This window comes from Microbacterium sp. X-17, assembly GCF_039615055.1.
Genome location: NZ_JBDHNI010000008.1, coordinates 154,223 through 166,710 on the forward strand (window position 1 = coordinate 154,223; position 12,488 = coordinate 166,710).

The 12,488-nt window shown below is 69.4% G+C and carries 11 protein-coding genes; 4 read left to right on the forward strand and 7 right to left on the reverse strand.

The window, feature by feature from the left end:
* Position 1 precedes the first annotated feature (1 nt).
* The 5 genes from ABCS02_RS31650 to ABCS02_RS31670 form a co-directional block, all read right to left on the reverse strand.
* Complete coding sequence (locus tag ABCS02_RS31650; protein ID WP_345839696.1) at positions 2-820, reverse strand: carbohydrate ABC transporter permease; 819 nt, start codon at positions 818-820, stop codon at positions 2-4.
* Positions 817-1,791, reverse strand: coding sequence for a sugar ABC transporter permease (locus ABCS02_RS31655; RefSeq protein ID WP_345839697.1), 975 nt, complete (start codon positions 1,789-1,791; stop codon positions 817-819). Before ABCS02_RS31655 ends, ABCS02_RS31650 begins: the two co-directional genes overlap by 4 nt.
* A gap of 28 nt (positions 1,792-1,819) precedes the next feature.
* Positions 1,820-3,073: an extracellular solute-binding protein gene (locus ABCS02_RS31660; protein WP_345839698.1), complete on the reverse strand. Its 1,254-nt coding sequence runs from the start codon at positions 3,071-3,073 to the stop codon at positions 1,820-1,822.
* Between the two features lie 86 nt (positions 3,074-3,159).
* Positions 3,160-4,167, reverse strand: a complete 1,008-nt coding sequence (locus ABCS02_RS31665) for a LacI family DNA-binding transcriptional regulator (RefSeq protein ID WP_345839699.1) — start codon at positions 4,165-4,167, stop codon at positions 3,160-3,162.
* 147 nt (positions 4,168-4,314) lie between these two features.
* Positions 4,315-5,325 carry a LacI family DNA-binding transcriptional regulator gene (locus ABCS02_RS31670; protein ID WP_345839700.1) on the reverse strand — a complete coding sequence of 337 codons (1,011 nt, stop codon included), beginning with the start codon at positions 5,323-5,325 and terminating at the stop codon, positions 4,315-4,317.
* Between the two features lie 285 nt (positions 5,326-5,610).
* Between ABCS02_RS31670 and ABCS02_RS31675 the strand changes: the two genes are divergently transcribed.
* Complete coding sequence (locus tag ABCS02_RS31675; RefSeq protein WP_345839701.1) at positions 5,611-8,052, forward strand: LamG-like jellyroll fold domain-containing protein; 2,442 nt, start codon at positions 5,611-5,613, stop codon at positions 8,050-8,052.
* A 206-nt stretch (positions 8,053-8,258) separates the two neighbouring features.
* A complete protein-coding gene (locus tag ABCS02_RS31680; RefSeq protein WP_345839702.1) occupies positions 8,259-9,110 on the forward strand; it encodes an alpha/beta fold hydrolase in 852 nt (283 codons plus the stop codon).
* 18 nt (positions 9,111-9,128) lie between these two features.
* On the opposite strand, the gene ABCS02_RS31685 is transcribed toward ABCS02_RS31680, so the two are convergent.
* Positions 9,129-9,575 (reverse strand): SRPBCC domain-containing protein, encoded by a 447-nt coding sequence (locus ABCS02_RS31685; protein WP_345839703.1) that lies wholly within the window; start codon positions 9,573-9,575, stop codon positions 9,129-9,131.
* 170 nt (positions 9,576-9,745) lie between these two features.
* Between ABCS02_RS31685 and ABCS02_RS31690 the strand changes: the two genes are divergently transcribed.
* Together ABCS02_RS31690 and ABCS02_RS31695 are read left to right on the forward strand one after the other, a co-directional pair.
* Positions 9,746-10,720 carry an RNA polymerase subunit sigma-70 gene (locus ABCS02_RS31690; protein ID WP_345839704.1) on the forward strand — a complete coding sequence of 325 codons (975 nt, stop codon included), beginning with the start codon at positions 9,746-9,748 and terminating at the stop codon, positions 10,718-10,720.
* A gap of 42 nt (positions 10,721-10,762) precedes the next feature.
* Positions 10,763-11,188, forward strand: coding sequence for a hypothetical protein (locus tag ABCS02_RS31695; protein ID WP_345839705.1), 426 nt, complete (start codon positions 10,763-10,765; stop codon positions 11,186-11,188).
* 543 nt (positions 11,189-11,731) lie between these two features.
* Here ABCS02_RS31695 and ABCS02_RS31700 read toward each other — a convergent pair.
* Positions 11,732-12,361 carry a TetR family transcriptional regulator C-terminal domain-containing protein gene (locus ABCS02_RS31700; RefSeq protein ID WP_345839706.1) on the reverse strand — a complete coding sequence of 210 codons (630 nt, stop codon included), beginning with the start codon at positions 12,359-12,361 and terminating at the stop codon, positions 11,732-11,734.
* Between the last annotated feature and the right edge of the window lie 127 nt (positions 12,362-12,488).

Consider the following 12,488-nt stretch of genomic DNA (forward strand, 5'->3'; position numbering starts at 1 on the left):
CTCAGTCCTTGACCGCACCGGCCGTGACCCCGGCGGCGACGTACTTCTGGGCGATCACGAGCAGCACAGCAGCAGGGATGGAGGCCACGACCGCGGTGGCCATGATCGCGTTCCACTCCTGGTTGTTGTTGCCGATGTACTTGTAGATGCCGAGCGTCACCGTCTGCAACGGGCCTCCGGAGTTCAGCGTCGAGGCGAAGATGAAGTCCGACCATGCCCAGAGGAACGCGAACAGCGACACGGTGACGATCGAGTTGCGGCTGACCGGCAGCACGATGCTGCGGAAGGTCCTCCAGGTTCCGGCGCCGTCGATCTTCGCCGCGCTCAGCAACTCGTCCGGGACGCCGGCCATGAAGGCGGAGAAGATCAGCACCCCGAACGGGACGGCCAGGGTCGAGTCGGCCACGATGAGGCCGCCGATGCTGTTGAGCATCCCGAGGTTGAGGTAGATGGCGTAGAACCCCATCGCCATGATGATGCCGGGGATCATCTGCGCGATCAGCAGCACGAAGTTGAGGACGCCTCTCCCCCGCGGGCGCAGCTTCGCCAGCGAGTACGCTGCCGGCGCGGCGATCGCGACGGTGAGGATCACGGTGCCCAGACCGACGAGGAGGCTGGTGCCGAGGTTCGGCAGCTGGTCGTTGATCACGGCCTGGTAGCCCTCGAACGTCGCGTGGAACGGGAACAGGTCGGGCGGGCTCTTACGCATCAGGCTCGTGGGCGTGAGCGAGACGTTGATCATCCAGTAGACCGGGAAGAGCATCAGCGCGGTCAGGACCACCCCGAGCGCGGTCTTCCACCAGGGCCGTTTGCCGTTCATGCGAGGTCCTGCTTTCGCTGCGTGCGGATGTAGATGAGGCCGAAGATCAGCGCGATCACGATGAGGATGTTGCCGACCGCGGCGGCCGGGCTGAAGTCGGGCAGCGTGGAGGCGAAGCCCAGCTGGTAGGACCAGGTCGACAGCGTGGTGGAGGCGGTGCCTGGGCCGCCGCGGGTCATGATCCAGATGATGTCGAACACCTTGAGGGTGTAGATCAGGCCGAGCAGGATCGTGATGGCCGACACGGGCTTCAGCAGCGGGAAGGTCACCCGCCAGAACTTCTGCCAGGCGTTGGCGCCGTCGAGCGACGCGGCCTCGTACAGGTCGGCGGGGATGTTCTGCAGCCCGGAGTACAGGATCACCAGGTTGAACGGGATGCCGATCCAGATGTTGGCGATGATCACGCTGGTCAGCGCCCAGTCCGGCGAGGTCAGCCAGTTGACCGGCGCGATCCCGAACGCGTGCAGCGCGGCGTTCACCACACCGGAGTCGCTGTTCAGCATCCACGACCAGGAGGAGGCCGACACGATCAGCGGCAGCAGCCACGGCACCAGGAAGAGCGCCCGCAGTGTGCCGGAGAGGCGGAAGTTCTGGTGGAAGAAAACCGCCAGCACCATGCCGATCGAGAACTGGAAGGCGATCGAGATCACCGTGAACAGCGCGGTGTGGATGATCGCCGGCGCGAAGGTCGGGTTCTGGAACACCTTGATGTAGTTGTCCAGCCCGACGAACGGGGCGTCGCCCATCACGAACGAGCGCACGGTGTAGTCGCGGACGCTGAGCTCGATGTTCCGGTAGAGCGGGAAGGCGTAGAACACGACCAGGTAGACGACCACCGGGACGAGGAACGCCCAGGCGGCCCACTGGCCGCTGCGCCGCCGGGAGGAGCGGCGCCGGGGCGGGGTGGCGGCATCCGCCACCCCGCCGTCGGGTCGGACAGAGCCGTTCGGCGCTGTCTGGAGGGTTGTCATCGGTTTTACCTCTGTTGCGGGAGAGCGGTTACTTCGTAGCTGCCGCGGCGGCCGTCTGTGCGGCCTGGAGCGCCGCCTGCGGGGTCTGCGAACCCGAGAGCGCGTTCTGCACCGCACCCCAGAGCTGCTGCGAGATCTTCGGGTACTTGGTGCCGAGGTTGTCGCTGGTGCGGCCCTTCGCGGCGGCGACGGCGTCCACCCACGGCTTGAGCTCGGCGTTCCCGGCCACCTGCTCCTGCTGCGCCGCCGCGGTCGGGGCGATGTAGGAGAGGGTGTTGTCGGTGTTCACGAAGCTCTTGGTGCTGGTCAGGCACTCGGCGATCTTCTTCGACGTGGCGTAGCGCGATGTGTCCTTCTGCACCGGAATCGTCATGAACTCGCCGCCGGTCGGCGCGGGGGCCGAGCCGCCGTCGATGCCCGGGATGTTGAGGATGCCGTAGTCGATGCCGGCCGCCTTCACGTTGCCGAGCTGCCAGGTGCCGTTCTCGCCGAACGCGTAGTCACCGGTGGCGAACTCCTGCCAGGACGTGGTCTGGGTGTTGTTGATCACCGAGTTGGGCGCGTAGCCCTTCTTCACCCAGTCGGTCCAGAGGCTGAGCGCCTGCTGCGCCTTCGACGAGTCGAGCTGCTTGAGGTTGGCGCCCGAGCCCCAGAACCACGGCAGGAACTGGAAGCTGCCCTCCTCCGTGCCGATCGCGGAGAAGGTGATGCCCTTCTTGCCTGCTGCGGTCACCTTGGCGAGCGCGTCGGTCAGGCTCGCCCAGTCCTTCACGGTCGAGATGTCGACCCCGGCCGCGGCGAGGACCTTCTTGTTGTAGTACAGCGCCAGGGTGTTCGCGCCGATCGGGACGCCGTAGGTCTTCCCGTCGATCTGGCCCGCGCCGATGATGTTCTTCTGGATGGCCGAGGTGTCCAGCTTGTTCTCGGCCGTGCTGGTCAGGATCCCGGCGTCGGCGAGAGTGGAGACGACGGGGTTGTCGACCAGGAGCAGGTCGGGCGAGCTGCCCTGTTGTCCGGCGAGGAGCGCCTTGTTGGTCAGCGCGCTCGTGTCGTAGCCGGTGCGCTTGACGGTGACCCCGGCCTGGGTGCCGCACTGCTCGACCAGCTTGGTCCAGGCGGCGGAGGCGTCGAACTGGGGGTACGGGTCCCAGAACGTGTAGCTGCCGCCCGCGCTGCTGGACGAGCCGGAGCCCGAGCCGCCGGAGCAGGCGGAGACTCCGCCGATGATGGTGGCCGCGAGCATGGCGGCGCCGATGATGCGCGTTCGCTTGGTGGCGATCACAGTATTCCTCCTTGAATGATGTGCAGTTGTTCGGTGGGGACCGGGAAGCGCTGGGGGTATCGGGATGCGCTGCGTTTCGAGTCGGGTTATCTGGTGCTTCCGCGGTTCGTCAGTTCGGGCGCGACGAATCGGGTGACCGGGGCTCCCGCGAGCTCCGGGTTCGTGATCCGCCGAACCAGTTGCCGGACCGCCTGCTGGCCCAGCTGATCGGGCGAGCTCTCCACCGCCGTGTACGGCAGGGAGAAGGCTCGGCCGAAGTCCTTCGAGTAGAGGCTGACGACGGACAGGTCCATCGGCACGCGGGTTCCGCGCGCCGCCAGCACCGCAGGCAGTGCCGCGATGGTGGCGTCGTTGTGCACGATCAGCGCCGTCGCCGTCGGGCGGGCGTCGAGGATCGCGTTGATGCTGTGGCCGATCGCCGGCTGCTGGCTCTCGCCGTAGTACGGGTGCATCTGGAGGCCGTACCTGGCGCCCCGCTCGAGGGCGGCGTCCCGGAACCTCCAGCCGTACGCTCCCCCGCGCTCGAAGACGTGCTTCGGGGGCGAGACGACCACGATCTCCCGGTGCCCGAGCCCGTAGAGGTGGTCGACCAGCATGCGCGCCGACTCCCCGAAGTCCAGGTCGAAGACGTCGAGCCCCTCCGTGTGCTTCGGCAGGCCGACGAGCGCGCCGGGCTGGGGGGCCGCGCGCATGGTCTCCAGCCGCGGGTCCTCGTGGATGACGTCGAGAAGCACGACGCCGTCGACCATGCCGGTCCGGGTCACGCGGTTCAGGGCCGCGGTGGCGTCGGTCTCGGTGACGAGCAGGATGTCGTAGCCGAGCTCGCGGGCGGTGTCCGAGACCGGGAGCACGTACTGGAGCATGGCGGGCGCGAACTCGTCCTGGTGGAACTGCGTGAGCAGGCCGATCACCATCGTCTGCGAGGTGGCGAGGGCCCTGGCCCCTGCGTTGGCGGTGAAGCCGAGGTGGGCGATCGCCGCGTCGATCCGCTCGCGGGTGGAGGGCGAGATCGTGCGCTTGCCGGAGATCGCGTACGAGACGGTGCTCGGGGAGACGCCCGCGTGGCGGGCGACATCCGAGATGGTGACTGCCACGTTGCTGCCTCCTTCGCCGTCGAGTCGGGTTCGAGCGATCGTTGTCGAACCGGTTCGATGACTGTAGCGCGCGTTGGGCTGCATTTCAAGTCGAAGCGGTTCGCTAGGTGGAGAACACCCGAAAATGGCGGCCCGGCGCCGCGATCCCTACAGCGTGCGGGTGCTCGCCCGGTCGGTGAATCCGGGCTCGATGAGACGCACGATCGGCGCGCCGGCGGTCGCCGGGTCCGCGATGCGCCGGACGAGCTGCGCGACCGCGAGCTCGCCGAGCCGGTCGGGCAGCGACTCCACCGCCGTGTACGGCAGCGAGAAGGCCTGCCCGAACTCCTGCGAGAAGACGCCGACCACCGACAGGTCGTCCGGCACGCGGATGCCGCGGTCGCCGAGGTACCGCGGCAGCGCCGCGATGGTCGCGTCGTTGTGCACGATCAGCGCCGTGGCATCGGGGTGCGCGGCGAACGCGCGGTCCAGCTCCTCGGCGATCCCGGGATGACGCGAGTCGCCGGCGTGGACGCTCAGCCGCAGGCCGTACCGGGCGGCCCGCTCGAGGGCGGCATCCCGGAAGCGCCACACGTAGGAGCCGCCGCGTTCCGCCACGTGGCCGGGCGGCGTGACCAGCAGCAGCTCGCGGTGCCCGCGCTCCGCGAGGTGGTCGACGGCCATCCGCGCCGCCTCGCCGAAGTCGAGGTCGAAGGAGTCGAAACCCGCGGAATCCCGGGCGTAGCCGATGAGGACGGCGGGCTGCGCGGCCTCCCGCAACGGCTCCAGCCGGACATCGTCGTAGGTGACATCGAGGAGCACGACGCCGTCGACCATGTGCGAGGAGGTCGTCCGGCGGATCGCGCCGACCAGGTCGGTGTCGGTGACCATCAGGAGGTCGTAGCCCTCGGCGCGCGCCGTCGTCGACACCGGGAGGACGTACTGCAGCATCGCAGGCGCGAACTCGTCCTCCTGGAACTGCAGGTACAGCCCGAGCACGTTCGTGTGCGAGGTGGCGAGCGCGCGGGCGCCGGCGTTGGGCGTGAAGCCCAGCGCCTGGATGGCCTCCTCGATGCGCAGCCGCGTCTCCTCGGAGATGACGCGCTTGCCGGAGAGCGCGTACGACACCGTGCTCCGCGAGACGCCCGCGGCCCTGGCGACGTCGCCGATCGTTGCCACTCGAGCCTCCTTCGCCGGGTCGACCACGATTCTCGCACGCGCATTCGGCACGAATCGCGGCTCTCACCCCGGCATTCGCACGATTCGGCACGAATCGGGATGTAGTGGGGTGGAATTGTCGAACCGGTTCGCTTCGGCCCTTGACCTCGCGAAAACGCGCTGTTACGGTGCTGGCCACGGCCATTCGTCCGATTCACTCCCCCAATCCGGCACTCGCAGCCGACGCGGAGTCATCGAACCGGTTCGAATAACCGCTCACTTCATCGGATCAACGGAGAACACAAGATGACGTCACGCACGAAATCCCGCAGGAGGTGGTCGCCGACCGCCCTGACGGCCACGCTCGCCGCGTTCGCCCTGGGAGCATCCGGCGCCGCCCTGGCAGCCGCCCCCGCCGTCGCGCTCCCCGGCGCGGCCTCCACCCTCGACGTCCACGCCGACCAGCCGTTCCGCCCGGTGACCCACGTGGCCACCGGCTCGCTGTACGGCCTGGCGAGCAGCACGGTACCGTCGGACTCCCTGGTGCAGGCGATCAAGCCCAACACGTTCGTCCAGATGGCGCCCGGCGGCCACCAGCTTCCCAACGGGGAGCCTGCCCCCGCGGGCGACGCCCTCGTCGTCGCACCGGAGGCGGCCGCGGCCGGCGCCAAGGTCGTGGTCCGCATGTCCGACTGGTACCCGGACTTCCCGTACAAGTGGGTGAGCTGGAGCGACTGGCTCAGCGCGGTCGACACGCAGGTGAAGGCCGTCCAGGCCTCCGGCGCGACGAACATCTCCGCCTACGCGCTCTGGAACGAGCCCGACTGGACCTGGGACACCGCCAAGGCCGGATCCTTCAACGACGCGTGGACCCGCACCTATCGCGAGGTCCGCTCCCTCGACGCCACCACCCCGATCCAAGGCCCGAGCTATTCGGACAACATCAGCGGGATGCAGAGCTTCCTCGCCAACGCCGTCGCCACGAACACGGTGCCCGACATCCTCGCGTGGCACGAGCTGGAGAGCTCGTCGCACATCCAGGGCGACATCGCGAAGGTCGAGGCGATCGAGAAGAGCCTCGGGATCACCCCGCGACCGATCGCCATCGAGGAGTACGCGACCCCGTCCGAGATCGGCGTGCCGGGACCGCTGGTCGGCTACATCGCCAAGTTCGAGCGCTACGGCGTGGACAACGCCGAACTCGCCTTCTGGAACCACTACGGCACGCTCGGCGACACGCTCACCGACACCGGCGGGTCGCCGAACGGCTCGTACTGGCTCTACAAGTGGTACGGGGACATGAGCGGGAGCATGGTCACCACCACCCCGCCCGCGTCCTCGGGCCTCGACGGCGCGGCCTCCGTCACCGCGGACAAGACCGAGGTGGATGTCATCGCGGGCGGTGGCAGCGGCGCGACGGCCATCCACGTCGACGGGCTGAACGCGCTGAAGTTCGGCAACGCCGTCGGCGTCAAGCTGGAGTACACGCCGTCCTACGGGCGCACCACCCCGACGGCCGCGCCGATCACCATCTCGAACACGCTGTACCACGTCGGCTCGGACGGCTCGATCACCGTGCCGGTCGCCATGAACGCCGCGTACGGGTATCACCTCGTCATCACCCGGCCGAACACCGTCACGAACCTCAACGGCCAGTACACGCTCACCAACGGCAACAGCGGCCTCGCGCTCGACACCGCCGGCACGACGGCCGACCAGGCGGCGGCCACCGGTGGCGCGAGCCAGCTGTGGAAGCTCGTCTCCAGCGGCGCCGGCCTCTACAAGGTCGTCAACGGCGCCACCCACGCGGTGCTCGGCGTGCAGTCGGCCTCCACGGCGAACGGCGCGCAGGTCGTCGTCGGCGCGGACACCGGAGGCGACGACCAGCTCTGGCAGGTCATCCCGGCAGCGGACGGCCGCGTCAAGCTCGCCAACGCGGGCAGCGGGCTCGTCCTCGCGGTCTCCTCGATGAGCACGGCGCCGGGAGCCTCCGTGGTCCAGTGGACCGACGGCGCCCCGACCTGTGCGGTCGACGGTCCGCGCGCACCCGGCCGGATCGGGACCGCGCTCGACTTCTGCCACACCGCGTCGTACGTGTCGCTGCCGGCCGGCATCGCCAGCGGGCTAACGGGGGACTACACGGTCTCCGCCTGGGTGGACCCGTCGGCGAACACCACCTGGTCGCGCGTGTTCGACTTCGGCAACGGCCCCGGCACGAACATGTTCCTGACCGTGAACTCGGGCACCGGCCTCCGCTTCGCCATCACCACGGGAGGCCCGAACGCCGAGCAGCGGATCAACGCCACGAGCGTGCTGCCGGTCGGCCAGTGGTCGCTGGTGACGGTCACTCTGTCGGGGACGACCGGGACCATGTACGTGAACGGCCAGGTCGTCGGCACCAACGCGAACATGACGGTGCACCCCGCCGCGATGGGCACGACGCCGAACGACTGGATCGGCAAGTCGCAGTACAACGACCCGGCGCTCGACGCGAAGGTGGACGATTTCAACATCTACTCGCGGGCGCTCAGCGCAGCGGAGGTCGCGACCCTCGCCTCCGGGACGGCGGGCAGCGGGGACGTGGCGCACTACGCCTTCGACGAGGCCGGCGGCACCACGATCGCCGACTCCTCCGGCCACGGCCGCACCGGCACGCTGGTCGTCGGGACGGCGAGCGGGACCTCCACCACCGCGTCCGACGCGGCCACGGCGGACCACTTCTGGACGCTGACGCCGGTGGCCGGCTGACGCGACCGCGACGACTGGGAGGGGACGGCGGGCATCCGCCGTCCCCTTCCCGCGTTCGCCACCTGCGCACCACCTGGGCGAAGCCTCCCGGAAGCCTGCGATCCGGTTGACCCTGCCGCCACCGCGTCTACCGTGTCGCGTCATCACTCGCGTCCGCGGCGGAGACCCCCTACTCCGTACCGCCGGGCGCACAGGAAGAGGTACCGATGTCGTTACTGAAGAAGCTGCTCGTCGCCGGCGCCGCGGCGGCCCTCGGATCGCTGGCGGTCGCCCTGCCCGCCCAGGCGGACACCGTCTCCGTCTCGCCCCCCGGTGCCAACGACTGGTCGTGCGTGCCGTCCGCCGCGCACCCGTACCCGGTGATCCTCGTGCCGGGGACGTTCGAGAGCATGGCGAAGAACTGGTCCACCATGTCGCCCGTGCTCAAGCAGGCGGGCTACTGCGTGTTCGCCCTGGACTACGGGCAGTACAACGGCGTGGACGCATCCGGCCCGATCGCCCAGTCCGCGCAGCAGCTCTCGCCGTTCGTGGACGCCGTTCTGGCCTCCACGAAGGCCTCGAAGGTCGACCTCGTCGGTCACAGCCAGGGCGGGATGATGCCGCGCTACTACCTGGGCTTCCTCGGCGGCGCCAAGAAGGTGCACCAGCTGATCGGGATCGCGCCCTCCAACCACGGCACGCAGGGCGTCATCGTCCCGGGACCGGACGGGCTGCCGGCGCTCACGAGCGCGGACCCGTCGGCGTGCCCGGCGTGCGCCGACCAGACGGCCGGCTCGGCGTTCCTGCAGAAGCTCAACTCGATCGGCGACACCGTGAAGGGACCGAGCTACACCGTCATCTCGACCACCCACGACGAGGTGGTGACGCCCTACCAGAGCCAGGCGCTGAGCGGCTCGCCCAGCCAGGTCACCAACACCGTCATCCAGAACAAGTGCCCGGCCGACCCGATCGAGCACGACCAGACCCCCAACGACCCGGTCGTGCAGCAGCTCGTGCTGGAGGCGCTCAGCGTGCCGAACGGCCCCGCCGACCCGGCCTACCAGCCGAACTGCACCTGATCTGAGTCCGACGCTCCGTCACAGCGGCACGCCTGCGCCGGTCTCCACGAACCGGCGCAGGCTGCCGACGACGAAGTGGTCCCATCCCGCCGAGCACGCGTCGTAGCACTCCTTCGCCGGCGTGAGGCCCTCGTGGGTGAACGTCAGGCGCGTCCCGCCGCCGGACGGCTGGAGGTCGAACACGATCCGCGTGCCGGTCCACGGGTCGGGCTCGTCCACGAAGCCGAGCTCGCTGTCGATCACGTCCCAGACGATGCGACGCCCCGGCTCGAACGCGGTGACGCGCTGCGTGCTGTCGTGCAGGTCGCGGTAGCGGTAGGTGAACTCGTCGCCCACGCGGTCCGCCGCGCCGGTGACGTCGCCGAGCCACCAGCGGCCGACGTCCGCGATGGCGCCGGAGACGTCGCCCGGGCTGCGGTCGAGGTCGATCGTGGTGGTGTAGTCGGTGGCGGTCTGTGTGGTCATGGTGTTCTCCGTTCGGTGCGCGGGTCGTCGACCCGCGGTTGTCGTCTCACCGGGGTAGACGCCGCCGGATGCGGGAACTGGTCACGCCTCCTCGACCAGTCCGCGGCGCCCACGGTGTCGACACAGACGAGACGGACGACCAGAATCGGATCGCCCGGGAGAGAGGGACGATGGACGACCAGCTGCTCCACGCCGCGCTCGGCGGCGACCGCGCCGCGTTCGACGCGCTGACCGCGCCGCACCGCCACGAGCTGCACGTGCACTGCTACCGGATGCTCGGCTCGGTGCAGGACGCCGAGGACGCGGTGCAGGACACCCTGCTCAGCGCCAGGCTGGGACTGGCAGGCTTCGAGGGCCGCTCGTCGCTGCGGACCTGGCTCTACCGCATCGCGACGAACCGCTGCCTCAACATCTTGCGCGCCGGGCGCCGCAGGCCGGCCGAGGTGGAGCCTCCCGTCGCCCGGCCGACTGCGCTCGGCGAGGTGTCCTGGCTGGAGCCGTACCCCGACACGCAGCTCGACGGCCTCCCCGACTCCGCCCCCGGACCGGAGGCCCGCTACGAGTCCCGGGAGGCCATCACCCTGGCGTTCACCCGCGCCCTGCAACTGCTGCCGCCCTCCCAGCGCTCGGCCCTCCTCCTCCGCGACGTGCTGGGCTACCCCGCTGCGGAGGCCGCCGACCTCCTGGACGTCACGGTCGACTCCCTGAACGGCTCACTGAAACGCGCCCGCGCGGCCCTCGCGGACGCGCCGCCCGCGCTCGACCCGATCGACCCCGACCCGGAGCTGCTCGACCGCTTCGTCACCGCCTTCACGTCCGGCGCGGTCGCAGACCTGGTCGCCCTGATGACGGACGACGTCTGGGTCCGGATGCCCCCGCTGCCGTTCGAGTACCACGGTCCCGGCGCGGCGGCGGCGTTCTTCGGGCCGATGACCGACCACCGGCGGACGATCGAACGGATGGTGCCGACGGGTGCGAACGGGCAGCCGGCCTGGGGCGAGTACGTGCGGGACCCGGTGTCCGGCGGCCTGCACCTGGTGGGCGTGCTGGTGGTGGGGGTCACAGGCGGGCTGGTGAGCGAGGTGACGCACTTCGAGCCGGGTGCGGGGACGTGGCTGGGGTTGCCGCGGCGGTGGGAGGGGTGAGGGGCGGCGGCGGTCATGCGAGTGTCACGTAGCCTGAATCGTATGAAGCGCGAGGAATTGCCTGATCGGAGATCCTCGTGGGGTCGAGCGGTCGACCCTGTGGCTCAGGAGGAACTGCTCGTGCCTCCCTACTCCTCAGCCGAGGCGACCATCGCCAGGAGCGCGCGGTCGCGCGCAGGAGAATTGCACACGATCAGGTTCTTTCCCGACCACGGCCATGATTGGCCGCTCTGGGATCCGAATTTCGGCTACACCGTCACTCCCGACCACTATGGGCTGAGCGACGAACTCGCGACCGCCTTACGGCGGTGGTACGACGAATGGGAGGCCGCCGTCGGACCTGGTGACGGTTGGCGCGACGCAGCTGAGCACGACAAGTGGCTCGAGCGCGGAGACGAACTCTGTGACTGGCTGACCCAGGAGCTCTGGGACAGCGCGGAAATCATCGCGGAGCATCGAGCTGAATAAAAGCGCGTCGACCCAGGACTGGGGCCGACGCCCTTTCCGCGACGGCCCCAATCGGTCAGCAAACCTTGCGGGATGAGGGGAACGACGTGATGAGACGGTCACTGTCCGACGCCCACGCCGGGGTCCGCGATGACTCCTGGTCGCCCCTGACACGAGGTCGTCCCCCGACTCGACACCATACTGCGCTGACTGCCATCCGCGAGCACGAGCGGTATTCAGGACATCCTGCCACTGAGATTCATGGCGCTCGCGGATGTACTCAGCCGTGAGCCGGGCTTGGCGGATTCTGCTCCTGCAGGCGGTTCCAGGTCGAGGGTCGCGGCCGCCAAGGCTTCCATGTACACATCGATCCACGTGTCCTCATGCTGGATAACCAGCTTCACTTCCGACTCGTCCGAAGCGTGCGCCGGGGTGGCACCGTCGGTACAACCGGTTCACTAGAGCGCATGCATGTGTGGGCGAGGAATCTGCGGATCCGCCACACGCGCCGGATAGCGCTGGCCGACCGGCGCGAACGGGCAGCCGGGTGGGAGGGGTGAGGGGCTAGGGCCGAGCCGGGTCGTGGAGCACGCCGTCGGGCTCCGCCGCGACCACCATCACCCGGGCATAGTCGTCGAGCCATTCCTGCTCGAGCTCCGGGTCCAGCTCGCCGACCAGCACGTCGACACCGAAGCCTTCCTCCAGGGCGACGAAGCCGCGCGCCAGCACCTCGGCCGGCTGCCGGAGACGGAAGCGCCCCGACGCCTCGCACTCGCGGAGCACCTGCTCGTAGAGCGCGGCCTGCCGCGCGATCAGCGCGATGTGCTCCGCCGCCGCGGCGTCGTTGCGCAGCACGACAGGCGTCAGCTCGTAGAGCAGGCGGCTGGTCTCCTCCGCGTGACCGGGCCACGGGATACCGGACCGGATGCACGCGGCGAGCTTCGCCTCCGGGGAGTCGGCGGCCTGCACGTGGGCCTCGCGCAGCGCGATGTACTCCTCGCCGCCCTGGGCGAAGGCGGCGGTGTAGAGCTCACGCACGTCGGGGTAGTAGTAGAGCACCGACGCGGAGGTCAGGCCGGCCTCCTCGGCGATGTCGGCCAGCCGCAACCCGCTCGCCCCGTGCCGGAGCACCGCGCTGGAGGCCGCGGCGATGAGCTGGTCGCGACGCTTGGTCTGTTCCTTCGGCCGGGCCATACGTCGATAGTGGCACACCGGCCCGAAAGCGGAGTCCGCGCGAGACCTTGACAGTCGCGAGTTAATTACATAAATTTCGTTTAATTTATTCGTCGCCCCCTCCGAGGGGCCTTCGCGGAATCCGGTT

Bases quoted from the DNA above. Each gene is read 5' to 3' on its own strand.
- ABCS02_RS31650 (WP_345839696.1), bottom strand. From the start codon at position 820: ATGAACGGCAAACGGCCCTGGTGGAAGACCGCGCTCGGGGTGGTCCTG.
- ABCS02_RS31655 (WP_345839697.1), bottom strand. From the start codon at position 1,791: ATGACAACCCTCCAGACAGCGCCGAACGGCTCTGTCCGACCCGACGGC.
- ABCS02_RS31675 (WP_345839701.1), top strand. From the start codon at position 5,611: ATGACGTCACGCACGAAATCCCGCAGGAGGTGGTCGCCGACCGCCCTG.
- ABCS02_RS31680 (WP_345839702.1), top strand. From the start codon at position 8,259: ATGTCGTTACTGAAGAAGCTGCTCGTCGCCGGCGCCGCGGCGGCCCTC.
- ABCS02_RS31685 (WP_345839703.1), bottom strand. From the start codon at position 9,575: ATGACCACACAGACCGCCACCGACTACACCACCACGATCGACCTCGAC.
- ABCS02_RS31690 (WP_345839704.1), top strand. From the start codon at position 9,746: ATGGACGACCAGCTGCTCCACGCCGCGCTCGGCGGCGACCGCGCCGCG.
- ABCS02_RS31695 (WP_345839705.1), top strand. From the start codon at position 10,763: ATGAAGCGCGAGGAATTGCCTGATCGGAGATCCTCGTGGGGTCGAGCG.
- ABCS02_RS31700 (WP_345839706.1), bottom strand. From the start codon at position 12,361: ATGGCCCGGCCGAAGGAACAGACCAAGCGTCGCGACCAGCTCATCGCC.